This window comes from Saccharibacillus alkalitolerans (assembly GCF_011090185.1).
Classification (GTDB): Bacteria; Bacillota; Bacilli; order Paenibacillales; family Paenibacillaceae; genus Saccharibacillus; species Saccharibacillus alkalitolerans.
Genome location: NZ_JAAFGS010000002.1, coordinates 678,404 through 704,322, shown reverse-complemented (window position 1 = coordinate 704,322; position 25,919 = coordinate 678,404). Strand labels below are relative to the sequence as shown.

Sequence of the window (25,919 nt, the reverse complement as noted above, 5' to 3'; positions counted from 1 at the left end):
CTTGAACAAAAAGTCCGGTCGTGCCCGTTACAAGCGGCGGCCGGTCAAGCGAAGGAGCGCTGAGCATGATCCGTTATCCGTTTTTGAAAGAAGGCACGACGATCGGCGTGACGGCCCCGTCTTCCGGGCTGGAGCCCGAGCTGCACGATATGCTGAGGCAGGCGATCCGCCGCATGGAGGAAGAGGGCTTTTACGTATCCGGCGGCGATACGATTTGGACGCAGCACAAAGCCAAATCGGCACCCGCCCCGCTGCGCGCGGAAGAGCTGAACCGGATGCTGCAGGACGAAAACATCGGTCTGGTGCTCCCGCCTTGGGGCGGCGAGCTGCTGATCGAGGTGCTGGAGCATATCGAGTACGATCGGATCGGAGAGAAGTGGATACTCGGCTATTCGGATATCAGCCTGCTGCTGCTCGCCGTCACGCTGCGAACAGGATTGGCTACGGCGCACGGCACGAATCTGATCGATTTGCGCAGCGGTACCCCTGACGAAACGACCGCCAAGTGGCGCGAAGCGCTGACTACGCCGCCCGGCGGCGTGATCGAACAGCATGCGTCGGCTCTGCATCAAGTGAAGTGGAAGCACCAACTGGACGAGGCGGAGCGGGAGGGTCTCGGGGAAGACGTGTTCAATCTGACGGAGCCTACTATTTGGAGAAGCGTATCGGGCGGCGATGTCGGCATGAAAGGCCGGCTGCTCGGAGGCTGCGTCGATGTGATCCGGCATCTGATCGGCACGCCGTACGGCGATGTGCGGGCTTTCCGAGAAGCCCATATTCCCGGAGAGCCCGTGCTGTGGTTTCTCGAAAACTGCGAGCTGAACACGGCGGATCTTCGCCGCTCGTTGGTCCAAATGAAGCTGGCCGGCTGGTTCGAGAACTGCTCGGGTCTGATGTTCGGCCGCAGTCCGGCCAATACGCCGGTCGGCGGTTATACGGCGGAAGACGTATACCGCGATATGGCCGAGGAACTCGGCGTCCCGGTTCTGCATGACATCGACTGCGGCCATATGCCGCCGCAGCTGACGCTGATCAACGGCGCGATGGCGGAAGTGGAATTTTCGGAGGAGCAGGGGACGGGAACGGTCAGGCAGACGTTGAAGTAAGGGAACACAAGAAAAAGGAAAGGCCCGGAATTTCGGGCCTTTCCTTTTTGCTTTAGGTACGAACGGCTTGCCCGTATCTGCCGAAGATTTACTGCGCGACCGTGCTGTTGTACTCCTGAATCTTCTGCGTGATCTCCGCCGAGGCGCGATCCAGCGCGTCCTGAGGCGCTGCGGCGCCGGTGAGCGCTTCTTCGATCGCCGTTTCCGTCAGCTGGCGGGCTTCCGGGAATACGCCCATGACGGCGCCGCGGGTAGCCGGCGTCAGCTCGGTGTTATGCAGCTGATCGATCGCCGTCTGGAACTGCGGATATTTCTTCAGGTTTTCTTTGACCAGATCTTCGTTATAAGCTTCTTTCGTGATCGGGAAGTAGCCCGTGTTCACGTGCCAGTGAGCCTGCGTCTTCGGCTCGGCGAGGAACTTGATGAATTTCCAAGCCGCCTGCTGTTCTTCTTCCGGACGGTCGTTCAGAATCCAGAGGCTGGCGCCGCCGACGACCACGCCGCCTTTGTCCGCGTCGGCTTCCGTCGGCTTAGGCAGCGGAGCCGTTCCGACTTCGAACTTGCCTTCGGCCGCCTGCACGATGCCGCGCAGGGAAGCCGTGCTGTCGAGCGTCATGGCGATTTGCCCTGCGGCGAAAGCTTTTTTCGTATCGTCCGTTTTGCGGCCGAGGTTCAGCATCACGCCTTCGTCGACCATCTTTTTCCACCATTCCACCGTGCTGACGGCGGCCGGCTGGCCGAGCTGAGCTTCGTCCGCCATGCCGTCGCGGCCGTTGCTGTGATTCAGCAGCTCCGCGCCCTGGTTGGCGAGCAGCTGTTCCATGAACCAGCCGTAGATCGCGAACGATCCGCCAGTCATGCCGTCTTTCGTGAGCTTTTTCGCGGCCGCTTCCACTTCCGCATACGTCTTCGGCGGGTTCTCCGGATCGAGGCCGGCCGCTTTGAAGGCGTCTTTGTTATAGTACAGAATCGGGTTCGAGGTGTTGAACGGCATCGAGTAGAGACGGTCGTCGAACGTGTAATAACCGAGAATGTTCTCTTCCAGATGCGAAACGTCGTAGCTTTCCGCGTCGATAAACTGCTGCATCGGGGTGATGGCGCCGGAATCGATCATGAAGCGGCTGCCGATCTCGTACGTTTGGATCATCGTCGGTCCCGTGCCGGAGCCCATCGCCGTTTTCAGCTTGTTCAGGCTCTCGTCGTATGTACCCTGGAACACGGCTTCGACTTCCACTTCATCCTGCGATTCGTTGAACTGCTTGACCAGTTCGTCGACGACTCCGCCGAGTTCGCCGCTCATCGCGTGCCACCAGACGACTTTGACCGGTTCTCCGCCCGTCGTCTTTGCGCTTTCTCCCGTGTTTGTCGAAGCGGCCTCGGCCGTGCCGTTACCGCTTGCCGTTTGTCCGCCGTTTCCTCCTCCGCAGGCGGTCAAGACCACCATCAGCATGCACAGGCAGGCGAACATCCATTTACGACTCGTTTGCATGAAACTTCCCACTCCCTCTTCTGAATAGTTATTTGTATGGGGCGAAGCTTTGAAGCCTTGAAAAAGGACCCGGCGGAAGGCGAAGCCGCGCCTATCTTCGCGTGTCCGTCCGGGTTATCAGGAAATCCGGTCTTCCCGCACAAGGTAGGGGGATGCCGGGGCAGAACGGATTCCACGAGAACCGCGCTTCGCCCGTAAGCGGCACGCGGACCGTTTCGATCGGAGGAGCCGGGCGGATAAGCGCCGTCTCCGCTGCCGCACGAACCGTCCGGAAAATTCCGGGTTCGTGCGGCAGCGGAAACGGCGGCCGTGCCCGCTTCCTTGGATTCTTCGGCGTAACGCCGTTTCAGCCCTTGAGCGCGCCGGCCGTCAATCCGCCGACGAGGCGGCCGAGGCCGAGCGCCAGCATGATCAGCGAAGGGAGCAGCACCAGCACGAGACCGGCCATGACGAGGTTCCAGGCCGTCATTTCGGAGAACTGGAGCATGCTCACGCCGATCTGGACCGTGCGCATCTTCTCGCTGCTCGTGACGAGCAGCGGCCACAGATACATGTTCCAGTGGTTCAGGAACGAGTAGACGCCGAGCGTCGCGAGTCCCGGCATGGACAGCGGCACGGCCAAGCGCAGGAAGATGCGGATATGGCCGCATCCGTCGATGCGAGCAGCTTCCATCAGCTCTTTCGGAAGCTGGAGGAAGAACTGGCGCATCAGGAACACGCCGAACGCGGTCGCCAGGAACGGGACGGTCAGGCCGGCGTAGCTGTCGAGCCAGCCCCAGCTGCGCACCGTCAAGTAGTTCGGGATGACCGCGACTTCCCAGGGAATCATCATCGTGGACAGGAACAGCGCGAAGATGATCTTTTTGCCGGGGAAACGGAGAAACGCGAACGCATAAGCCGCCATGCAAGACGTGATCAGGCAGCCGATCGTGATGACGCTGCTGACGACGAAGCTGTTCAGGATGAAGCGGGCGATCGGGATCGAAGCCAGCACGCCGGAGAAATTGTCCAAATGCAGCCCGGTCGGCCACAGCTTCGGCGGATACGCCGCCGATTCGGCTTCCGTCATCAGCGAGTTCGACAGCGTGATCCAGAACGGAAACAGAATGAAAATCGCGGCCAGCGCCGACAGCAGATAGGCCAGAACGCGCGATGCGGAAACGCTCTTCACTGGTAATGCACCTTCCTTTCGGCAAACACGAACTGCAGCACCGTAATCAGCAGCACGATCGCGAACAGGACGAGCGCCTGCGCGCTGCCGACGCCGAAGCGGAAGTTCACGAACGCGTCTTCGTACAGCTTGAACACGAGCACGTTGGTGCTGTTAACCGGTCCGCCTTTGGTCAAAATGTTGATCTGTCCGAACGCCTGGAACGCGCCGATCACGGAAGTGACGGAAGCGAAGAACAGCGTCGGCGAGACGAGCGGAAGCGTCAGACGCCAGAACGTGCGCAGCGGGCCGGAACCGTCGATCTTGGCGCTCTCGTAGATTTCTTCCGGAATGCCCTGCATGCCGCCGAGCAGCAGGATGAAGAGGAAGCCGATGTTCATCCAGACGGTCATGAGCGAGATCGAGAGCAGCGCCATGTTCGGATCGGTCAGCCACTGGACGGGCGCAAGGCCTATCTTGCCGAGAAAATAATTCAGCGTTCCGAGCGTGGGATGGAACAGGATCATCCACATGATCGAGCCCGTGCTGACGGATACGGCGATCGGCAGCGCGAAGACGAAGCGGAATATTCTCATGCCCCGAATCCGGCTGCGGCAGACGGCCGCGAAGGCGAGCGCCAAGGCCAGGCTGGCCGGAACGGTCAGCAGGATGAACTTGAGCGTCACGATCAGGCTGTTCGGGAATCCCGGCGAATTGAACAGATTGCGGAAGTTCGTAAGGCCCACGAAATTCGCCACCTGCCCGCGCGGATTCGTCGAATGCAGACTCAGGTAAACGGACTGGACGAGCGGATAAAAGAGGAAGATGCCGAACAGCAGCAGGGCGGGCGCGATAAAGACCGCCGCCAGCGCCGCTTCCCGGAACCGGCCCAGATTCGCCGCCCGGGCGGGTTCGCTGCCGCGGATCGCGCCCTGTTCCTGCTGAAGCGGAACGGGGGCGGCCTTCTCCATGTTTTCGATGCGGTTTTCCATGCGTATGCCGTGCCTCCTTATGTAGTTCGGTCGGTATGCCGTGCTGCCGGGATCGTCGCGTCCCGGCCAAACATGTCTAGCCTAACAAGGCAGTGTAAAATAAAAACCCCCTCTTTTGTAAAATATCCATTTTACGGTAAACGTTTGCGTTTAACATCGCCTTTACGCTGGGCGGGTATACTGAATGGAAGGATTTCAGACCAACGAGGCCCGGCATGCAGCCGGACCGGAGAAGAGGCGATCATGATGAACGAGTCTATTCGCGGCATTGCCGCGCTTCAGGCGGAGAAGCGGCAGGCGGCGGGAAGACCCGGCGCCCCGATTATTTTTGCGCACCGGGGAGCTTCGGGTACCCGTCCCGAAAACACGATGGCGGCGTTCCGCCGGGCGGTGGAGCTGGGAGCGGCGGGAATCGAGACCGACGTGCAGCTGAGCGCCGACGGCGAACCCGTGCTGATTCACGACGAAACGCTGACCCGCACGGCGGGCGCGCCGGGCTGGGTAGGAGACAAAACGTACGAGGAGATTCGGGGGCTGGATGCGGGAAGCTGGTATCATCCCGAATTCATGGGCGAGCGCATCCCGCATCTGGACGAGCTGCTGCAGCTGAGCAAAGAAACGGGAATCGTCGTTAACATCGAGCTGAAAAATACGCTTCGCGCTTACGAAGGGATCGAGGAGAAAGTCATCGCCGCCGTGCGCGCGCACGGATTGGAACGGCAGACGGTCATCTCGAGCTTCAATCATTATTCGCTGGCGCTGTGCAAAAGACTGGCTCCGGAAATTCGGACCGGCATTCTGTATATGGAAGGTTTGTACCGGCCGTGGGACTACGCGAAGTCGATCGGCGCCGACGCCCTGCACGCGTACGACCCGGCCGTTCGGGCCGAGTGGGTGCGCGAAGCGCTGGAAGCCGGCGTCGATTATCATCCGTTCACGGTCAACGACGAGACCCGCATGCGCGAGCTGATCGGAATGGGAACGGCAGGCATCATTACGGATTATCCGGACCGGGCGGCGCGTCTGCTGGCGGAGCGGGACGAATCCCGTACGCCGTGAACGGCGAAAAAACCGGGATAAAGGTAAAGTCTGTGTAAAAACAAGGGCGGCGCGCATTGCGCCGTCCTGTTTGGTTTGCTAAGGTTAAGGCTAAAGAAGACGTAAAGAAACCGGCCTTCAATCACCCTCCGGCGGCCCGATCCGCGGAAGCCGGAGACAAGGAGCTGTACACATTATGACTACCATATCCGAAAGTCTCCGCCCCGAGGCGGAGCGGACGAGCCTGCGGGCCGGCATCATCGACATCGGTTCCAACTCGATCCGGCTCGTCGTTTACGAAAGCAGCGGCGGCGGTTCTTACCGCGTGCTGACCGAGTCGCGCGAGGCCGCGAGGCTCAGCGCGCTCGTTACGCCGGACGGGATCATGCCGTCTCCGGCGATCCATTCCGTCGTGCCGGTGCTGCGGCAGTTTACCGAAATCTGCGAAGCTTACGGCGTGGAGCAAATTCGCGCGGTCGCCACGGCGGCGATCCGCAACGCGTCGAATTCCGGCCAGATCATCGAGATTTTGAACCGGGAGACGGGGCTGGACATCGAATTGCTGCCCGGCGAGATGGAAGGGCATTACGGCTTTATCGGCGTCGTCAACAAGATCGACATCGCGGAAGGATTCATTATCGATATCGGCGGCGGCAGTACGGAAGTCACGCTGTTCAAGGACCGGCGCCGCGTATCGAGCTATTCGTTCCCGTTCGGCGCCGTCAACATGAACGTGCGCTTCGGCGGAAGCGGAAGCTGGACGGAAGAGCGCGTGCGCGAGCTTGAAAGCTTCGTTCTGGCGGAAGCCCGCAAGCATCCGTGGATGTCCGCGCATCCGGGGCTTGACCTGGTCGGCTTGGGCGGGACGATTCGCGGACTCGGGAAAATGGATCAGCGGCGCCGCAATTATTCGCTCCCGCATACGCATAATTACGTCATGCAGGGCGAAGACGTCGATCATTTCTACCATTCGCTGCCGGGGATGGACAACAACCGGCGCAAACGGGTTCCGGGACTGTCCAAGAGCCGGATCGACATCATCGTGCCGGGCATGATCATTCTTCGTACGCTGTTCCACCATATGAAAGCTTCGCGTTATATCGTCAGCGCGACGGGGCTGCGCGAAGGCCTGTTTTTCGAACTGCTGCATCCGGAACAGGCCGTGCACGACAACGTGCTGGAGTTCGAGCTGCGTTCTCTGCTGGCGAGCCAGCCGGAGCCCAGGCAGCGCCATCTGCAGCAGACGGAACGCTTCGCGCGCATTCTGTACAAAGAATTGGGCGAGGGCGAAGAGGACGCATGGAATCGCAAGCTGCTGCGCGTAGCGGCCTGGACGTATCAGACCGGCACCGAAATCGGGTACATCGACTATGAAGAGCATACGCAGTATCTGCTGACCAAGCGGCCGCTGGCCGGGCTGACGCACCGCGAGATCATCCTGACCGCCCTGATCGCCGCCATTGCCGCCAAGGTGAAATGGCGCAAAAGCGTCACGGCCCAGACGTACAAAGACATTCTGCTGCCGAAGGACGAGGAGCGTACCCGCCGGCTCGGCGCCGTGCTGCGGATGGCGGTCGCCCTGGACGCCAGCGAGACGCAGGCGGTCACGGATCTTGCGGCCAAGCGCCGCGGCGACCGGTTCGAGCTGAAGCTGAGCTGCCGGACGGAAGCCTTCATGGAAATTCGCGATCTGAAGCTCGCGACCAAGGACTTCGAGAACGAATGGAACGTGAAGCTCGAACTCAAGATCGAATCGGCAGGCTGAACGGACAGAGCGCAGGCGCGGACCGATGCCGGGACGAACTCAAGGACGCCGGCGGCCGAGCCGTAAACGAGAAAAGCCGCGTTCTCCATCTTTGAAGATGGGGAACGCGGCTTTTTGCGTAGGGCAAGAGTTTGAAAGGAACGGAAGAACGCGGAAGTGCCGGCATGAAACCGCTGACGGCTTCTCGGCGCGGCGGCTACAGCAGCGTCGACTTCCACGTCCGGATATCTTCGGCCCGGAATTGGCTGCGGTAAGGCTCTTCGCCGTTCTGGAACAGCTCGTAGCCGCCGCTGGACGTCAGCATGCGCGCCTTTACGTTGTCTTTCAAGTACATTTTGACGATATTGAGCAGCGTATCCTTGGAGCTCGGATCGAGAATCGGGCACATCAGCTCGACCCGCCGGGTCAGGTTGCGCGTCATCAAGTCGGCGCTCGCCAGGAAGATTTCCGATTCGCCGCCGTTTTCGAAATAGTAGATCCGCGAGTGTTCCAAATAGCGGTCGACGATGCTGCGCACCGTGATATTTTCGCTCAGCCCCGGAACGCCCGGGCGCAGACAGCAGACGCCGCGCACGATCAGGTCGATCTTGACGCCGGCCTTCGACGCTTCGTACAGTTCGTCGATGATCTGCTGGTTGGACAGCGAGTTGAACTTCGCGATGATGCGGGAAGGGCGGCCCTCTTTGGCGTGCTCGGCTTCGCGGCGGATATTGGTAACGAAAGTGCCCATCATCGTATCCGGCGCGACCGAAATTTTCTGCCAATCCGGATGGCGCGAATAGCCGGTGATATGGTTGAACAGCTCGGACGCGTCTTCGCCGATCGAAGCATTGGACGTCATCAGGCCCACGTCGGTGTACAGCTTGGCGGTCGTATCGTTGTAGTTGCCCGTCCCGACATGCACGTAGCGGCGCAGCCCGTCTTCCTCCCGGCGGACGACGAGGATCGCTTTGGCGTGCGTCTTAAGGCCGACCAGTCCGTAGACGACGTGGCATCCGGCCTGCTCCAGCGCGCGCGCCCACGTAATGTTGCGTTCTTCGTCGAACCGTGCCTTCAGTTCGACGACGACCGTAACCTGCTTGCCCGCTTCGGCGGCTTCGGCCAGCGAGCGGATAATGGGGGACTTGCTGCTGACTCGGTAGAGCGTCATCTTGATCGCCATGACGTTCGGGTCTTCGGCGGCCTGCTCGACGAAATCGCTCACGGCGTCGAACGATTCGAACGGATGGTGCAGCAGCACGTCGCGGTCCTTAAGCGCGGCAAAGAAATCGGTGTCTTCGCCTTCCGCGAATTCCGGCGGATAGATGCAGCGGGCGGGCGGATAACGCAGCGCATCGCGGTTCTTGACGGAGCCGGCGAACGAAGTCAAGAAGCCGAGGTCGATCGGTCCGTCGATCTCGTAGACGGCGTCGTCGATCTCGAATTCTTCGAGCAGCAGCTGCAGCGCATACGGATGCAGCCCTTTCTGCACTTCGAGGCGTACGGGAGCGCCGCGTCTGCGCTTGCGAAGCTTGTTCTCGATCTCTTCGAGCAGATCTTCCGCTTCTTCCTCGTTGATCTCCAGGTCGGCGTCGCGAGTCAGACGGAACGCGTGCACGTCGACCGGCTTGTAGCCGCTGAACAGCGTCTGGACATGATGGCAGATCAGTTCGTCGATCAGAACGTAGCTCTGCTTCTTGCTGTGGCTGCGGCTCGCGACCGGAATCAGCCTCGGCAGAATAGAAGGCACCTGGACGATGGCGAAGTAATACCGTTCGTCGTCGGGCAGATCGGACGTGACGTTTTCGCTCTCGAGCACGGCCGCCAGGTAGACGTTTTGGCTGTGCACGAGCGGGAACGGCCGGCTGAGGTCGACGGCCATCGGCGTCAGAATCGGAAAAATCACGTTATGGAAGTAATCGTCCGCCGACTTTTTCTGGCTTGCGCTCAAGTCGTCGTAACGGTTCAGCACCAGATTTTCTTTTGCCATAAGACGGATCAGATCGCGGTATGTACGGTACCCGGCTGCCACCATCTTTTCGATCCGCTTGGACAGGCGCTTATACAATACGGGCGGCGTGTAGCCCGAAAAGTCTTTTTTGGTAATCCCGGCCTTAAGCTGATTGCGGATACCCGCGACGCGGACGCTCATGAATTCGTCCAGGTTGCGCGAGACGATCCCGAGAAACTTGGCGCGTTCCAGAAGCGGCGTATCCGGATCCTGCGCTTCTTGGAGCACGCGATAATTGAATTCGATCCAACTGAGGTCACGATTGATGTAATACGGGGACGTTCCCCGGTGAGCGGCATGGTTATCCATAATTCCTCCATATTATTCGCGCTGGGCGGGCGGCCGGAAAGCCTCGTCCCGCCGCATATCCGGCGTTTTTAAAACGTGAATCGCGATATTTCCTTTTCGTCTGTGTCGACTTCAGAAACGTTTACGGACGAAATCGGCTGCGGTTGCGGAGCCTCCGCTTTTTGCCCGACTTGATTTATTTACCCTGTCCGGGAGCCGCCGACATTAAGCGCGCTCGATAACTTTACGTCTTCGGACAGCCTTTTCTAAGTATATCGTCAAATTGTTAAGTCAATGTAAAAATCTCCTTTTCCCATTTTAATTCCAAATATGGGCTTTCGAAACGGAACAAAGTCGAAGAAAAAGGGTGAAACGGTGAAGCCGAGCGTTTTTGATCCTTCGATCGTTCAAAACGGAATCAAGGGGAGAGCCGCCTCAGGAAGCCGATTATCAGCGGAGAGTAAAAAAAGACAAAAAGGGTTCGATACGGTTCTGTCCGTACGGCGCGCACAAAGCCGGGAGATAGGAGAAGAGGCGGGCCGCTCCGCCGGCCGAAGCGCGGCCGCGGCGGAAGCATACCTTTTTCGGACGGGCCGCGCTATGATAAGGGAACGACGCCGATTGCGGCGAAACGGCGGAAAAGGGGCGGTTTGCGATGAAAAAAGAGGAGTATCTATTGAGAGGCGGCGACCTGACGGTCACGGTCAAAGCGCCGGAGTCGTGCGGCGGCACGCGCTTTGACCGGACAGGTTGGATTGCGCAGGTAAGGCTGGAGAGCGCGGGCGTCGACTTCTGCGTGCCGGAGAGCCTGGAAGCGGGCGCGGGTACGGGCGGCGAAGGGCTGTCGGGCGAGTTCGGGATCGACAAGCCGATCGGCTACGCGGAAGCGCGCCCGGGCGGCGGGTTTCATAAGATCGGCGTCGGGACGCTGACCCGAATCGACGGCGGGCGTTACGACTTTGCGCGGACCTACCCGGCGGAGGCGCACGAAGTGCGAACGGAGAGCGGGCGCGGCGAAATCCGGTTCGTCTCGGAAGCCCCGGACAGAGGCGGTTATTCGGCGAAGCTGACCAAGACGATCGCGATCGACGGACGCCGCCTGCATGTTCGTTACGGGCTGAAGAATCTCGGCCGCAAAGCGATCTCCACCAATGAATACGTGCACAATTTCGTCGGGATCGGCGGACATCCGGTGGGACCGGATTATGTGCTGAGACTGCCTTACGCGCCGGAACTCAAAATGCTGGGCGACGGCGGCGTAGAGGAGAAGCTGGCGCTGACGGACGGCGAGCTGACCTGGACCAGCGAAGCCGGCGGCGAATATTACGCGCTGTTCGGCGGGTTCCCGGTCGGCGAAGCGCCCTACTGGGAGCTGCTGCATAAGCCGAGCGGAGCCGGCGTGCGCGAGAGCGGCGATTTCGACGCCGCCAAGCTGGCGGTATGGGGAGCGGGCCACGTGGTAGCGCCGGAAGTGTTCATCGATCTCGAACTTGAGCCGGGCGAGAGCCGGGAATGGACGCGGACGTACGAGTTTTTTGCAGGAGGCCGATCATAACACCCGCCGCATTGATCGGTTGTCCGACAGAACGAGAAACGGATTCGCGCGTTAGGCTGTCGCTGCTGGCCGCGGCTCCTCTTCTTATGGTAACTTAAGGGAGTAAGCCGTACGCGAGAACGGGACTTTTAACCCGCCAACAGAAGGAGGAACAACAATGATCGTTATTCATGCCGATATGCAGATCAAGCCGGAGAAGAGGGAGGCTTTCCTGCAGACGGTCCAGCCGCTTGTCGCCGGATCGCAAGCCGAAGACGGATGCCTGCGCTACACGCTGACCCAGGACGTCGCGAACCTCGACCGTTTCACGATGATCGAAGTCTGGGCCGACGAAGCCGCGGTCGAGCGCCACAACGCTTCGCCGCATTTTACCGGATTTTTCAAGGTTGCGAACGATTTCTTTGCAGTGCCGCTCAAGGCGGAGAAATTCAGCGCGGCGGATCTCTAGGGAGACGGACTGCCGGAACATACAAACCGAGTGGATATGGGAGGGCGCGGAATGGGAAAAAAGGTGAATCTATATCTGGTCCGGCACGGCGAGACGTATCTCAATCGCTACGGCAGAATGCAGGGCTGGGCGGACAGTCCGCTGACCGAAGAAGGCAAAGTCGTCGCGGTCGCGGCGGGGCAGAAGCTGGCGGATACCGAGTTCGCTTACGTGTATACGAGCGATTCCGGGCGAACGCTTGAGACGGCCGAGATTATCCTGAAAGAAAGCCGGTATCCGATCCCCGTCATCAACCGGACCAAGGCGTTTCGGGAAACGTTTTTCGGCAGCTTCGAAGGGGAAGTCTCCGCGGTCGCCTGGAGCAAAATCGCGCAGGAAAACGGCTTGACGAATTTTAGGGAACTGATCGCGGGCTGCACGGTATCGGAGATCGCCGATCTCACGAAAAAAGCGGACCCTTATCATCATGCGGAAAACTTCGAGGAGCTGTGGGCGCGCATCGGAGGCGGGCTGGACTCGCTCGTCGACCTGGACTGCGCGGACGGCGCCAATATCCTGATCGTCACCCACGGCAATACGATCCGCAACATCGTGAACCGCTTCTGCCCGGACATCGACGTCACGATCGACATCCGTAACGCGAGCGTGACGATTCTGGAGTATGCGGACGGGGAGTATAGGATGGTTAGTTTTAACGGGTGAGCGGAGAGAGTCGAAAAAGGGCTTCGGGTCCGCAGTGACCTTCCCGAATCGAAGAAAAGGAGAAAGGCCGCGGCCTTTCTCCTTTTTCGTTCTGCGAAACCTCGACCGTATCTCCCTTCCGCTTCGGGAGGCCCGGAGGAATCCGCTTAGATCACGCCTTTTTTCAAAATAATGTTCCCGTACAGCGCCTCTTCGCCGGTCACGACGATCGCATAGGCGTTTTTGGCGCGTTCGTAAAAGGCGAAGCGGTCTTCGAACGCCAGCTGCGCGGACGCGTCGTGGACGGCGACGATCTCGCGGTACGCGTCCCAGATCGTCGGCACGACCGGGTCGCCGGGCACGACGCTCATCAGCGCGGCCTGGTGATCGGCGTACGGATCGAGCGGCAGCAGCTCCAGGATGGCGTCCAGCAGCGGCGGAATGCCGAGGCCGTCGCAGCGGATAACCCGGTCGTGCAGCGAGTGGCCGGGAAAGTTGGCGTCCGCCAGCACGATCTCGTCGCCGTGGCCCATCCGCATCAGGGCGTGGACGAGATCGGGGGAGAGGATTTTCGGGATCTTTTTCAGCATGTCGGCCGAACTCCTCTCCTAAAAACCGTAAAACGAACGCAGCGCGACCAGCTCGTCGATCCGGTGCTTCGGCAGCTCGCGTTCGCCGTCGATCATGCGCGTGAGGAACGTGAGCTTGGCCGTGTATTCCAGGCGCTCCATGTTCATGTAGGCGTCCATCACGCTTTTGCCCCAGGTCAGCGCGCCGTGGCTCTCGAGCAGGACGGCCGTCTTCTTGCCGAGGAAAGGCATGATCGAATCCGGAATTTCTTCGGTCGACGGCGTGCCGTACGGCGCCAGCGGGATCTCGCCCATGGCGATGACGGATTCCGGCATCATCATTTTATCGAGGGATTCGCCCTTGATCGCAAAAGCGGTGGCATAAGGCGGATGGGCGTGAACCACGCCGTTCATCTCCGGACATTCGCGGTATACGCGCAGGTGCATTTTGACTTCGGTGGACGGGCGGTAGCCTTCGCTCGCTTCGACGATCTCGCCGTCCAGGTTGACCCGGACGAGCATATGCGGCTCCAGGTAGCCTTTGCTGACGCCGGTCGGTGAGGCGAGGATTTCCGTCTCGGAGAGGCGGGCGGAAATGTTGCCGTCGTTGGCGGCGATAAAGTCCTTGTTGAACAAATTGCGGCCGATATCGCAGATCTGCAGGCGCAGCAGGCGCTCGCGTTCGGTCGGATCGGCGATCGTGTGCGGTTGGGTCATGGGACGGATTCTCCTTTTTGGTCGGTTGAATGGATAATGCGTGTCGGTAAAGGATGCCGGTTGCAGCTAAAAGGATGAGATTGCGGCAAGCGATAAGCTAACGAATGCTGGACACGCTATTCGAGCGGATATTGAAGTCAGGAAAAGGTAACGAATCCACGTATCGCTATTTCGGATTTTTGCCGCCATTTCAGACGAATAAGAAGAAATAGCGTGCTCAGGATTCCTTGGAAACAGAATTAGCCTTTGGGAGCCTCTCTGACGTCATGAAGATTCGTTGGGCAGATAGCGTTCGAGCGCAAACGAGCGCTCGACGATCTCCGCCCGGCGGGCGAAGTCCAGCTCGCCCAGCGCGGCGAGCTGCACGAGCGCGCTGCCGGCCGCGCTCGCTTCGACCGGGCCCGCGATGACGACGCGGCCGGTGCGTTCCGCCGTCAGGCGGCAGAGCAGGCGGTTGCGGCTGCCGCCTCCGACGAGATGGACCGCGGCGACGCCGCGGCCCGAGATCGCCTCAAGCTCCTCGATCGCCCGGCCGTAAGCGTCGGCCAGGCTCTCGAGGATGACGCGCGCGATCTCGCCGCGGCTGCCGGGCACCGGCTGCCCGGCGTCCCGGCAGTACTGCCGGACCCGCTCCGGCATATCGCCCGGAGCGGCGAAGCGCGGATCGTCGGGATCGATCCGCGCGGCGGCGGGGCCGGCGGACTCGGCCAGCGCCGCCAGGTCCGCGTGGCTCAGATTCTCGCCCGCGGCATTCCAGTGTCTGCGGCACTCCTGCAGCAGCCACAGGCCCGTAATGTTCTTCAGCAGGCGGTTTCCTCCGCCGAAGCACCTTTCGTTGGTGAGGCCGCTCCCGTAGGCGGCCTCCGACAGCACCGGCCGCGGGGTCTCGATCCCCGCGATGGACCAGGTGCCGCAGCTGATGAAGGCTGCGGCGGGGCCGGCTTCTCCCGGCGCGGCCGTAAGCGCGCCGGGAGCCGCTTCCGGAAGCGAAGCCGGCTTGGCGCTCCGGCCCGCCGCCTGGAGCTCCGCGGCGGGGCTTTTCGCGGTTCCCTCACTCGAGGTTCCCTCACTCGCGGTTTCCTTACTTGTGGTTCCTTCACTCGCTACTCCTTCGCTCGCCGCTTCGCCCCGTCCGTACGGCACCGCCGCCGCCGCCGAAGCCGTGTCGTGCGACGCGCCGGCCACGACGCGCAGCGGGCCGCAGCGAAGCTCGGCCTGCAGCTCCGGCCGCAGCTCGCCGAGCACCGTGCCCGCCGGCACGATCGGCGCCAGCAGCGCCGCCGGAATGCCCAGGCGCTCCAGCAGAAGCGCCGAAGGTTCGCCGGAATCGGCCGACAGCAGCCCGCCGGTGCTGAGGATGGTTCGCTCCGCCGCCATCACGCCCGACAGCGCGTAGTGGAACAGATCCGGCATCATCAGGAAGCGCGCGGCCCGCTCGCGCAGCTCCGGCTCTTCCCGCAGATCGGCGAAGAGCTGATACGCCGTGTTGATGGCGGCCGGCTGATTGCCGCTCAGCCGGAACTGTTCGGCGGGCGGCACCCGGCGCTCCAGTTCCTCGGCGTGCCGGGACATTCGCTCGTCGCGGTAATGGTGAGGCCGGCGCAGCAGGCGGCCGTCCGCTCCGATCCAGCCGTAGTCGACGCCCCAGGTGTCGACGCCGACGCTCAGGATCGGAGATCCTTCGGCCGCCGCGATCCGAATGCCCGTCTTGATCTCCGCCAGCAGTCCCTCGGCGTCCCAGTACAGGCCGCCGCCGTCTTCGACCGGCACGTTGTCGAACCGGTGAATCTCGCGAAGTTCCAGCCTGGCGCCGTCGTAACCGGCCAGCATGACCCGGCCGGAACTGGCGCCGAGATCGACGGCCAGCACCCTTTTAATGCCGGAACGGTCAGGAGCTTCAGAGGCCGTAACCCGCGCTTCGCGGCTCGCGTTTTCCTTCTGTCGCTCCTGTTCCGGCCGTCCCCGTTCGCTCATGGACGTTCCCCGCTTTCCGATGAAAATGGGCTTTTACTCAGCCGTGTCTTTCAATATAAAGGTCCGAAGTTTTTGCAGGCCGCGTAATCCGCCGCTTCGAGATTTTCCGTGCCGAACAGCGACCAGACGCGCGGGCGGAAAATCTGCCGTTCATCCACGTTGTGCATGCTGACCGGAATGCGCAGGATGGAGGCGAGCGTAATCAGGTCCGCGCCGATATGGCCGAAGCTGATCGCCCCGTGGTTGGCGCCCCAGTTGTTCATGACGTCGTAAACGCTGGCGAACGATCCTTTGCCCGTCAGCTTCGGCGCGAACCACGTCGTCGGCCACGTCGGGTCGGTGCGTTCGTCGAGCGCGCGGTGCACGTCTTCCGGCAGGTCGACCGTGTAGCCTTCCGCGAGCTGGAGCACCGGCCCAAGCCCTTTGACCAGATTGAGACGGGCCATCGTGACCGGCATGCCGCCGCGCGTCAGATAATCCGTCGAGAAGCCGCCGCCTCGGAAATATTCCTGCGAGGCCGGGCGGAACAGCGTTTTCTCCAGCATGCGCGAGACTTCCTTGTCCGTCACGTCCCAGAACGGCTTGATTGCGGGCTTGCCGTCGATTTCCTGCTCGCCGGTCCCGTCCAGCGCCGCCGAACCGGAGTTGATCAGATGCAGCAGGCCGCCTTCGGCGGGACCTTCCAGCTTGTGTCCCGTCACGCGTTCCACGGCCGCCGGACTCCAGAACGTGCGCACGTCCGCGAAGATCTGCGCCGTGCCCGTCAGCAGATGGTTGAACAGCATGACGACGCCGTTGAGGCTGTCGTTCTCCGTGGCGACGATATACGGCGCGCGCCGTCCGTTCCAGTCGAACGAGGAGTTCAGGATCGTCTCCATGAAGTCGCCGTTCGGGAAATGGTCCGTCCAATGCCGCTGACCCTGGAAGCCGCCCGCCAGCGCGAAGTGCCCGCCGGCTTCTTCCTCGAAGCCCAGTTCCGCGAGACGCGGGTTGCCGGCCATGAGGTCGCGCGCGATCAGCGTCATTTTGACGACGAATTCCCACTGTCTCTCCTGTTCTTCGTCGCTGATGATCAGATGCTCGGGGTTGTTGTTCGGGCCCATCTTGCAGTTGGCCTTCGTCCATGCCAGCGCTTTTTCGTATTCGTCCTTGTCGTAAATCTCTTCTTCGACGCGGCGCACGAACTCCGACATGTCGACGTATTCGTTGCGCATGCCCAGATAATGCTGGAACAGATCTTCGTCGACGATCGACCCGGCGATGCCCATCGAGACGGAGCCCATCGAGAGATACGCCGTTCCTCTCATGATCGCGGCGGCCAGCGCGGATTTCGCGAAGCGCAGCAGCTTGGTCCGCACGTCGGCCGGAATGTCTTCGCTGCCCGACTCCTGCACGTCTTCGCCGTAGATGCCGAACGCCGGGATGCCTTTTTGCGCGTAAGCCGACAGCACCGCCGCCAGATACACCGCGCCCGGGCGCTCCGTGCCGTTAAATCCCCATACCGCGTGCGGGATCGAAGCGTCCATGTCCATCGTTTCCGAACCGTAGCACCAGCACGGGGTGACGGTGATCGAGACGCCGACGTTTTCCGTCTTGAACTTGGCGGCCGCGGCGGATGCTTCGGCCACGCCTCCGATCGTCGTGTCGGCGATCACGCACTCGACGGGCGATCCGTCCGGATAACGCAGATTGTCCCGCAAAAAAGCGGCCGTCAGGCGCGCCATGCCCATTGTCTGTTCTTCCAGCGATTCGCGTACTCCTCTTCTTCTGCCGTCGATCGTGGGACGAATTCCGATTTTCGGATACTGCTTGATAACGGTGGATGGCATAACGTTCCTCCTTGAATGTGGGTGGAATTGCGGACCGGAACCGGCACTGGCGGAAATGAACCAAGAGAGGACGGCCGGCGGGCAAAGAGGGAGTTTCGAGTGTGTTAAAGCGCTATCATTTTAAGGCGGCCGCCGTTCTTTTTCCGGTTTCTTCCTCATCTTAAATTTCCGAATCGACAAAGTCAACATAAAAGCCACATTATATTTGGTTTAATCTGTGGTTTTGAGGTATTTAACGCTATTGAATATGAATATATTGTGGTTTTCTTTTTTTCGTGATACGGTAAAAAGCAATCGAAAGATGGGAGCGGATCGGGCATGAAAGCGGAGCAGCGGCGGGAATGGATTATCAACGAACTCTATAGAAACAAAAAAGTGCAGGTGTCCGCGCTGGCGCAGGAGTTCGGCGTATCGGAAGAGACGGTGCGTCGCGACCTCGACAAGCTGGAGAAAGAAGGCATCGCGCAGAAAAATTACGGCGGAGCCGTGCTGAGCGCGCCGACCAACCTCGACCCGTCCTACGCGAGCCGGCACGATCTCAACCTGGAGGCCAAGCGCCGCATCGCGGAGCACGCGCTCGGATTGATTCACGACGGCGACAGCATTATGGCGGACACCAGCTCGACCGCGTTCGAGACGCTGCGGATGCTGGCGGAGCGGCGGGCGAATCTGACGCTGATCACCAATTCGCTCGTGGCGCTGTCCGCGCTGCAGCAGTCGGGTCATCGGCTGATCGGCACCGGCGGCACGCTGGGCGCGTCGACCAGTTCGTTCGTCGGACCGGACGCCGCGCGAACGATCGAACGCTACAACGCCGACGTGGCGCTGCTCGGCTGCAAAGCGCTGTCGATGAACGGCGGCATCTGCGACTCCAACGAAGCGGAGAGCGAGCTGAAGCTGCTGATGCGCAGGCAGGCCAACAAGACGATCCTGCTGGCGGACCGCTCGAAGTTCGACCGTCTGGCTTTTATCCGGCTGCTCGATTTCGCCGAGATCGACTTCGTGGTGACGGACCGTCGGCCGGCGGAAGAATGGGTCGAATTTTTGCGTCGGCGCGGGGTTACGCTGGTATATGGGGAAGAAGCGGCGGGAAACGGACGGCTGCCGGACTGACGAAGCGGGGAAAAGACGGCTTTTTCCCGCGTCTTCACCTCCCGCGTACTTTCCTCCGCCATCTTCCTGCACCACCTCGTTTCGCCGCTTGGCTTTGCCATCTCGCTCCGCTCGGTATCGGACTTGCTCGACACGTCAAATAACTGCGCATAAGCAGTTATTTTTCTTTTTGGTGCCCGATTTTCCAAAATAACTGCACATGAGCAGCTATTTCAAGAAAATGAGGCGAAAAAGGAGGCTGTACAAAATAATAAGTGCTCTCCTGCATCTATTTTCGTGAAACGATCGTTTTTAAGCAAAATAAGTGCTCTGGCGCAGTTATTTTAAAATCCGGGCGTTTCGTATCCGTCAGAAGTTAGAGCGACAGCGGCCGGCGAACGGGCGGGCGTACGCTCAGATGCACGAGCAGGCGCACGAACAGACGGACGAGCAGATAGACGGCGTCCCGCTTTCTGCAGGGCAGGAAGAATTTCGATCCCGAAAAGTACAGGAATATTGGAAAAGTACAGATTTTTAACCCCCGACGAAGCGCGGCCGAAGTTCTTTCGACGATCGAAAGAATCTCGGACCGCGTTTTTTCGCGTTTTCTCGGAGTATGCAGGATTCTTGTTTATTTACGCGGGCGTCCCGGACGGTCTACACTCGCGGTACGGCATGGGGGAAGGCGGCATTCGTTTTCCGTGTACGCAGACGGGACAGAAGGAGCGATAAAATGACTACGCTTACAAAAGAAAGCCTCGAAGAAACGATTCTCAAAGTCATCGAACGAATGAAGGATATGCGGGGGTCGATCAAAGAAACGGCGCCGATCGGCATCATTTCGATGGAGAATTGGGAATGGCCGCAGGGAGTCGGGCTGTTCGCGCTGTACGGCTATTACCGCGAAACCGGCGATCGGGCGCTGCTGGATTTCCTGACGGACTGGTTCGACGCGCGGATCGCGGAAGGACTGCCGGCCAAAAACGTCAACACGATGTGCCCGATGCTGACGCTGGCATACGTAGCCGAAGAAACCGGACGTCCGGATTATTTCGATCTGTGCCGGGACTGGCTGGATTACGTGCTGCGCGATATGCCGAGAACCGAGGAAGGCGGCATTCAGCACGAGGTCAGCGGCAGCGCCAACGAAGGCCAGCTGTGGGACGACACGCTGTACATGACCGTCCTGTTTACGGCGAAAATGGGCGTGCTGCTGAAAGAAGACGCCTGCATCCAGGAGAGCGTGCGGCAGTTTCTCGTGCATTTGAAATATTTGACGGACCCGGCGACGGGACTGTTTTTCCACGGTTGGACATTTCTCGAAGGCGGGCATCATTTCGCCAAAGCGCTGTGGGCGCGCGGCAACTCCTGGTATACGGCGGGGCTTGTCGATTACCTGGACATGACGGAGCAGCCGGAAGGGGTCAGATCGTTCCTGCTCTCGTCGCTGCGACGCCAGGCGGACAAGCTGCTGGAGCTGCAGTCGCCGGAAGGCGCCTGGCATACGCTGCTGGACGAGCCGGATTCGTATCTCGAGACGTCGGCGACCGCCGCTTTCGCTTACGGCATGCTGAAGGCGTACCGACGCGGTTATTTGGAAGAGGCGTACCGCGACTCCGCCCTGCTGGCGCTGGATTACGTGCTGGGACAGATCGATGCGGACGGCGTCGTGCAGGGCGTATCGTACGGAACGGGGATGGGACGAACGCTGCAGGCGTACCGCGACATTCCGATCTGCCCGATGCCGTACGGCCAGTCGATGGCGCTGCTGCTGCTGGTGGAAGCGATGAAGCATGAAGGCGGCGCGGCGGAAGGCTCGGGTTCGCACGGGCCAAAAAGAACGGCGGAAAGCCGGGGAGAAGGAGGGCGTTCCGATGGATAAAGCGGAGAAAACGCGGCCGGGGGAAGAACGGATGAGGATTCCCGGCGCGGAAACCGGGGGCGCGCCGGCACTCGGCGCGCCGATGCGATCCGCCTCGGCGGAACCGGCCGGAGCCGACATGGGTCAGGCGCCCGGTGCCCGGCAGGGGTCCGACGCGCGGCAGGCGTCCGACATGCGGCAGCCGGCCGACGTAGGGCCGGCTGCCGATGCCGGCGATCCGGGTTCGGCCGGCGGCTCCGCCGCGGCGAACGGAGCCGCGCCGGGGCTCCCTCCGAGCGCCGTCCCCGTCTTGGACGGCGCCGCTTTCCACGGCGCGGCCGAGCTGGAGCCGGCGCCCGCGGGCGGCGTGTACCTCCGCCGTATCCCCGCCTTCGTGCGCCGGCGGCTCGGGGCGCGCGGGCGCTTTATCGCAGCCGAGTCCACGGGCTGCGAGCTGCGCTTCGTCACGTCGTCGCAGACCGCGGACGTGACGCTGTCCCTGCCGGTGCAGGCCGGCACCGTCACCGTGTACCGCGGCGGAATGTTCCATTCCGAGCACCGGCTTCCGGCCGGCGAGATCCGCACGCTGCGGCTGACCGCGCCGCCGCGCCTGCAAACGGCCGACGCCGCCCGGTTGTCGGCTTCGGGCTTCGCGCCGGACGTCTGGCGCGTCCGCTTCGCCCGGGGGGAGGCCGTGTATTACGGCCTGAACGCCTTCGGTGAAGAGGTGCGGCCGCCGACGGCCGGCGAGCTGCCCCGGACGAGGCTGCTCGCCTACGGTTCGTCGATCACGCACGGCGGCGAACAGAGCCGCTCGGCCTATATCGATCAGGCCGCCCGGCGGCTGGGGGCCGACCTGTACAATCTCGGGATGAGCGGCTCCTGCCTGTGCGAAGCGGAGATGATCGACTGGATCGCCGGACGCGACGATTGGGACATCGTTTTTCTGGAGCTGGGCGTCAACATGAGAGACGGCATGGGCGGGGAGGAATTCCGCGAGAAAGTCCGCTATGCGCTGGAGAGGATCGCCGCTCGTCATCCGGACAAGCCGATGTTCCTGACGACGATCTATCCGAACTTCGCCACGTTGGGCGAAGAATCGCCGAAAGCCCGGGAACAGGATCTGCTGTTCAACGGCATCCTAAGAGAAGAGGTCCGGCGGCTGAATCACGACCGGCTGCACTTGATCGAAGGCGATACGGTGCTTGACGATCCCGGCGGCCTATCCTGCGATCTGATTCATCCCGCCGACGAAGGACATATCCGCATGGGCGAAAATTTGGCTCGGCAGATACGGGAGACGTTGCGATAAGCCGCCCGACCGAGCGATCTTTCGCGGACCTCGCGCCGGTGCGTGCTCGGACTCCGGCGACGGTTCGGACCCTGCGCCGCGGCGTTCTCCGGCTCGGGCTTCGCGTCCCCGGATTCCCGCACTGCGCGATCCTTTCGCCCGCGCGGCCTTTTCGGCCCGGCGCTCCGACAAGCGCCGGGCCGAAAACATGCCGCCGCTTCGGCCGCTTCCGCGTTAACCCGATTCGCGCAGCATTCCTCCTGCGGTTAACCTTGCGCAAACCGCGCCGTTATGCGGTTTGCAGGCGATAAACGCGAAAACTGAATATTGCCGCAGACCGGCGCCGGCGGTATCGTTGCAGTCAGAAACGGCCATTTCGACAGCTTGAACATCGCAAAATGATAACGCTTACCAAAAGGTCGGCGAGCGGACGGCGGCGTGCCTCCCTCCCGGACCGGCGGCAAAAGGAGGTTCCGGCATGAAAGCCAATCCCACCGAAGAAGTCGGGCTGTTGACGAACGCGTCAAAGCCGACCCGGCGCTTCTGGCAGACTCAGCGCTTCAAGACGAACATGCCGCTGTGGCTCATGTTCGTTCCCGTCATTCTTTTCTATCTCGTCTTCAAGTACGCCCCGATGGCCGGGTTGGTCATCGCCTTCAAAAACTACACGTTTTACGAAGGCGTCTGGGGCAGCCAGTGGGTCGGACTCGACAATTTCAAGATGCTGTTCACCCAGGCGCAGTCGCTGCAAATTATCCGCAATACGCTGCTGCTGAGCGTGCTCAGCGTCGTGGTCGCTTTTCCTTTTCCGATCATTCTCGCGATCATGCTGAACGAGGTGCGCAAAAAGTGGTTCCAGAAAACCGTGCAGACGCTCGTCTATCTGCCGCATTTCTTCTCGTGGGTCATCGTCGGCGGCCTCGTGGTCACGATCTTCGCCCAATCGGGCGTCGTCAACGTGCTGCTGGAGCGGCTGACCGGCCAATCGTTCGCCTTCCTGTTCCATGAAAGCTCGTGGGTCGCCATTTTCCTCGGATCGGGCATCTGGAAAGACGCCGGATTCAGCGCCATCATTTATCTCGCCGCGCTGACTTCCATCGACCCGAGCCTGTACGAAGCGGCGTCGATGGACGGGGCGGGCAAATGGAAGCAGATCCGCCACATCACGCTGCCCGGCATCGCGCCGACGATCGTGATCATGCTGATTCTGGCGATGGGCCGGGTCATGGAAGTCGGTTTCGACCAGGTCTACGTGCTGCAGAACTCGATCGTGTCCGGCATTTCCGAAGTCATCAGCACTTATATTTACGCGATCGGCTTGCAGGGCGGACAGTTCAGCCTGACGGCGGCGCTCGGCATGTTCGAATCGTTGGTGGCGTTCGTGCTGGTACTGATCACGAATGCGGTCGCCCGCCGCTTCGGCAAGGGACTTTGGTAGAAGGAGGGATAATATGCGATCGACAAGAGGAGAGCGCACGTTTTACTTGTTCAATTATGTGCTGCTGACGCTGGCCGGCATTCTGTGCCTGCTGCCGCTGCTGCATCTCGCTTCGCTGTCGCTGAGCGGCAAAAACGCCGTCCTGTCGGGCTTCGTGTCGCTGTGGCCGAGAGACGTCACGTTCGAGTCGTACAAGCTGCTGTTCGAAGGCACGCCGATTCTGCGCGCGTTCGGCAACAGCGTGCTGATCACGGTCGTCGGCGTGGCGCTGAGCATGATCGTGACGATCTGCGCCGCTTATCCGCTGGCCCGCCGGGAATTCTACGGACGCCGCTGGATTTCGCTGGCGATCGTGTTCACGATGCTGTTCACCGGCGGCCTGATTCCGACGTATCTCGTGGTCAGCTCGCTGGGTCTCGTCAACACGTACGGCGCGCTCTGGCTGCCGGCGCTCGTCAGCACGTACAACATGATGATCATGCGGTCCTTTTTCGAAAACATCCCCGAGGAATTGGTGGAGGCCGCGCGCATCGACGGTTCCGGCGAATGGAGGCTGCTGCTGCGGATCGTGCTGCCGCTGTCGCTTCCCGTGCTGGCCACGATCGGATTATTCTACGGCGTGTACTATTGGAATTCGTTTTTCAACGTGATGATCTACGTCAACAGCCCCGAGAAGCTGAACCTCACCGTGCTGATCCAGCAGATGGTGCGCAGCCAATCGGTGCTTCAGGAGATCAACGCGATGGATACGCAGCAGGCAAACAACATCACGCCGGAAGGGATCAAGTCCGCGGGCATCATGGTCATGATCATTCCGATGCTGATCGTCTATCCGCTGCTGCAAAGATATTTCGTAAAGGGAGTCACGATCGGAGCCATCAAAGGTTGAGAATCGTCAATCCGCATCTATCCTAAGGAGGGTCAATCCGTATGACGAGAAAAAAACTTTCCGCAGTCCGTTCCGCCCAAAAAGCCAAAAAAGCCGTATATGCCGCTCTTGCCGTGACGTTCGCCCTGACCGCGGCGGGCTGCAGCGGCGGCGGAGGCTCGACAAGCGCCGAAGGGGAAGGCGGAGCATCCGCCGAGAAGCGCGGTTCGATCACCGTTTCCTTGTACGACCGCGGCACGGTGCCTTCGTCGGAAGGCACGATGGACAACAACCGCTGGACCAAGTGGGTCAATGAAAAAGGTCCGGTCGACGTGAAATACGTGACGGTGCCGCGCTTCGAATCGCTGCAGAAGTTCAACGTGCTGTTCGCTTCTCGTCAGGCACCCGATCTCATTTTCGAGTACGACACCGCTTATCAGGGCCAGCTCTACAACCAGAAGCAGTTGATGCCGCTGGACGACCTGATCGCGCAGCACAGCACCGAATACAAAGCGATGCTGGAAAAATATCCGGCGCTGCGGAAAGCGGCCACGATGGAAGACGGCAAAATGTATCTGCTCGGCCGTCCGATGGCGCTGAATCCGCACCATTATCTGCTGATCCGCAAAGATTGGCTGGATAAGCTGGGACTCGAAGTGCCGAAGACGCCGGAAGAATTCCTCGCGGTCGCCCAAGCGTTCACGCAGCAGGACCCCGACGGAGACGGCCAGGCCAACACGGAAGGAACGGGGCTCAGCTTCGTGGCCGGCATCATCTTGAACAATATGTTCGGCACGGGCTTCACGCTGTTCGGGGAAGATCAGATTCCTTGGGTGCTGGAAAACGATCAGGTCGTGCACGATTGGGACCGCATCCGCGCTTCGATCGCGTTCCAGCAGCAGCTGTATGACGCGGGAGTCGTCGACAAAGATTTCGTGACGGACAAAAACGGCGAGAAGCAGAAGCAGATGTGGATCTCCGGCAAGCTGGGCATCACCGGCAGCAACGGCGCGGACGTCGGCTCGTACGAAGCGCTTAAGCAGAACGTGCCGGATGCCGAAGTCATCGCGATGCCGCTTCCGGAAACGCAGTTCGGCAGCTACAGCCCGACGCTGAGCAGCCCCGTGCAGATGACCGGCATGATCAATTCGGCGGCCAAAGATCCGGAATCGGTCATGAAAATGGTCGACTTCATGGTCACCGACGAATACACGAACACCATTCAGAACGGCATCGAAGGCGAACATTACGAGAAAACGGACGACGGCCGCGCGAAACCGATCGACCCGGAGAAGAACAAAACGGAGCTCGAATACAACCGCGACATGAGCATGCTGACCCCGCTGCTCGGCAAAAATTACGGATTGAAAAACAAAGTCGATCCGACGCCGGCGGAGCAGGATTACATCAAAATCTATGACCAGGCGGTGGAAGCGTACATGAATCCGGAACGTCCGATGGTCGGCATCACGCAGCGTTCTTACCTGCCGCTGCTGCCGCAGAACCTGGCGACGATCAACACCAACGCCAACAAGACGATCCTCGACATGGCGATGCAGACCATCGTCGGCGGAGGCGGAGAGGCGGCGGTCGACAAGTTTATCTCGGATGCGCAGGGCGTATGGGAAAAAGCCGGAGGCGCGCAGATCGACGAGTTTTACGCGAAGTGGTACGCCGAGAACAAGGACGATGCCATCCTGATGGAAGACATTTACGAGATGGGCGAACAGATGAAGAAGGAAGAATAAAACGGCGGAAGTCCGCGGAAGCGAAACGCT

At 60.8% G+C, this 25,919-nt stretch carries 20 protein-coding genes; 12 read left to right on the top strand and 8 right to left on the bottom strand.

The window, feature by feature from the left end; translation table 11 throughout:
* Positions 1-65: 65 nt before the first annotated feature.
* Positions 66-1,106: a S66 family peptidase gene (locus GYN08_RS08590; protein ID WP_166273762.1), complete on the top strand. Its 1,041-nt coding sequence runs from the start codon at positions 66-68 to the stop codon at positions 1,104-1,106.
* A gap of 88 nt (positions 1,107-1,194) precedes the next feature.
* Here the strand turns inward: GYN08_RS08590 and GYN08_RS08585 are convergent, their stop codons facing one another.
* From GYN08_RS08585 to GYN08_RS08575, 3 genes are all read right to left on the bottom strand, one after another.
* Entirely contained in the window at positions 1,195-2,595 is a 1,401-nt protein-coding gene (locus GYN08_RS08585) for an ABC transporter substrate-binding protein (protein ID WP_166273761.1), read from the bottom strand.
* Between the two features lie 346 nt (positions 2,596-2,941).
* Positions 2,942-3,766: a carbohydrate ABC transporter permease gene (locus GYN08_RS08580; RefSeq protein ID WP_328802907.1), complete on the bottom strand. Its 825-nt coding sequence runs from the start codon at positions 3,764-3,766 to the stop codon at positions 2,942-2,944.
* Positions 3,763-4,737, bottom strand: coding sequence for a carbohydrate ABC transporter permease (locus tag GYN08_RS08575; RefSeq protein ID WP_206023654.1), 975 nt, complete (start codon positions 4,735-4,737; stop codon positions 3,763-3,765). Before GYN08_RS08575 ends, GYN08_RS08580 begins: the two co-directional genes overlap by 4 nt.
* 246 nt (positions 4,738-4,983) lie before the next feature.
* Here GYN08_RS08575 and GYN08_RS08570 point away from each other — a divergent pair, with 246 nt between their 5' ends.
* Both GYN08_RS08570 and GYN08_RS08565 read left to right on the top strand, forming a co-directional pair.
* Positions 4,984-5,796 carry a glycerophosphodiester phosphodiesterase gene (locus GYN08_RS08570; RefSeq protein ID WP_166273836.1) on the top strand — a complete coding sequence of 271 codons (813 nt, stop codon included), beginning with the start codon at positions 4,984-4,986 and terminating at the stop codon, positions 5,794-5,796.
* Between the two features lie 175 nt (positions 5,797-5,971).
* Positions 5,972-7,540, top strand: a complete 1,569-nt coding sequence (locus tag GYN08_RS08565; RefSeq protein ID WP_166273760.1) for a Ppx/GppA family phosphatase — start codon at positions 5,972-5,974, stop codon at positions 7,538-7,540.
* A gap of 196 nt (positions 7,541-7,736) precedes the next feature.
* Here the strand turns inward: GYN08_RS08565 and ppk1 are convergent, their stop codons facing one another.
* Positions 7,737-9,839 (bottom strand): polyphosphate kinase 1, encoded by a 2,103-nt coding sequence (ppk1, locus tag GYN08_RS08560; protein ID WP_166273759.1) that lies wholly within the window; start codon positions 9,837-9,839, stop codon positions 7,737-7,739.
* Between the two features lie 634 nt (positions 9,840-10,473).
* On the opposite strand from ppk1, the gene GYN08_RS08555 reads away from it, so the two are divergent.
* The 3 genes from GYN08_RS08555 (at position 10,474) to GYN08_RS08545 (ending at position 12,523) form a co-directional block, all read left to right on the top strand.
* The gene (locus tag GYN08_RS08555; RefSeq protein WP_166273758.1) at positions 10,474-11,373 is read left to right on the top strand and encodes a hypothetical protein; all 900 of its coding nucleotides are present in this window, start codon (positions 10,474-10,476) and stop codon (positions 11,371-11,373) included.
* Between the two features lie 157 nt (positions 11,374-11,530).
* A complete protein-coding gene (locus GYN08_RS08550; protein ID WP_166273757.1) occupies positions 11,531-11,821 on the top strand; it encodes a putative quinol monooxygenase in 291 nt (96 codons plus the stop codon).
* A 51-nt stretch (positions 11,822-11,872) separates the two neighbouring features.
* Positions 11,873-12,523 carry a histidine phosphatase family protein gene (locus GYN08_RS08545; RefSeq protein WP_166273756.1) on the top strand — a complete coding sequence of 217 codons (651 nt, stop codon included), beginning with the start codon at positions 11,873-11,875 and terminating at the stop codon, positions 12,521-12,523.
* Positions 12,524-12,669: 146 nt separating this feature from the next.
* On the opposite strand, the gene fucU is transcribed toward GYN08_RS08545, so the two are convergent.
* From fucU to GYN08_RS08525, 4 genes are all read right to left on the bottom strand, one after another.
* Positions 12,670-13,092, bottom strand: a complete 423-nt coding sequence (gene fucU, locus GYN08_RS08540) for an L-fucose mutarotase (RefSeq protein WP_166273755.1) — start codon at positions 13,090-13,092, stop codon at positions 12,670-12,672.
* Between the two features lie 18 nt (positions 13,093-13,110).
* On the bottom strand, positions 13,111-13,788 hold the full coding sequence (locus tag GYN08_RS08535) for a class II aldolase/adducin family protein (protein ID WP_166273754.1): 678 nt from the start codon (positions 13,786-13,788) through the stop codon (positions 13,111-13,113).
* A 264-nt stretch (positions 13,789-14,052) separates the two neighbouring features.
* Positions 14,053-15,762, bottom strand: coding sequence for a rhamnulokinase (locus tag GYN08_RS08530; protein WP_166273753.1), 1,710 nt, complete (start codon positions 15,760-15,762; stop codon positions 14,053-14,055).
* Between the two features lie 50 nt (positions 15,763-15,812).
* The gene (locus GYN08_RS08525; protein ID WP_166273752.1) at positions 15,813-17,591 is read right to left on the bottom strand and encodes an L-fucose isomerase; all 1,779 of its coding nucleotides are present in this window, start codon (positions 17,589-17,591) and stop codon (positions 15,813-15,815) included.
* A 318-nt stretch (positions 17,592-17,909) separates the two neighbouring features.
* Between GYN08_RS08525 and GYN08_RS08520 the strand changes: the two genes are divergently transcribed.
* From GYN08_RS08520 to GYN08_RS08495, 6 genes are all read left to right on the top strand, one after another.
* Positions 17,910-18,704 carry a DeoR/GlpR family DNA-binding transcription regulator gene (locus tag GYN08_RS08520; protein WP_166273751.1) on the top strand — a complete coding sequence of 265 codons (795 nt, stop codon included), beginning with the start codon at positions 17,910-17,912 and terminating at the stop codon, positions 18,702-18,704.
* Positions 18,705-19,416: 712 nt separating this feature from the next.
* Positions 19,417-20,565, top strand: coding sequence for a beta-galactosidase BglB (gene bglB, locus GYN08_RS08515; protein WP_166273750.1), 1,149 nt, complete (start codon positions 19,417-19,419; stop codon positions 20,563-20,565).
* Positions 20,558-21,856, top strand: a complete 1,299-nt coding sequence (locus tag GYN08_RS08510) for an SGNH/GDSL hydrolase family protein (RefSeq protein ID WP_166273749.1) — start codon at positions 20,558-20,560, stop codon at positions 21,854-21,856. The genes bglB and GYN08_RS08510 overlap by 8 nt, the downstream gene beginning before the upstream one ends.
* 550 nt (positions 21,857-22,406) lie before the next feature.
* Positions 22,407-23,273: an ABC transporter permease gene (locus GYN08_RS08505; protein WP_235946091.1), complete on the top strand. Its 867-nt coding sequence runs from the start codon at positions 22,407-22,409 to the stop codon at positions 23,271-23,273.
* Between the two features lie 13 nt (positions 23,274-23,286).
* On the top strand, positions 23,287-24,162 hold the full coding sequence (locus GYN08_RS08500; protein ID WP_166273747.1) for a carbohydrate ABC transporter permease: 876 nt from the start codon (positions 23,287-23,289) through the stop codon (positions 24,160-24,162).
* Positions 24,163-24,203: 41 nt separating this feature from the next.
* Complete coding sequence (locus tag GYN08_RS08495; RefSeq protein WP_166273746.1) at positions 24,204-25,889, top strand: extracellular solute-binding protein; 1,686 nt, start codon at positions 24,204-24,206, stop codon at positions 25,887-25,889.
* The last annotated feature ends 30 nt before the right edge of the window (positions 25,890-25,919 follow it).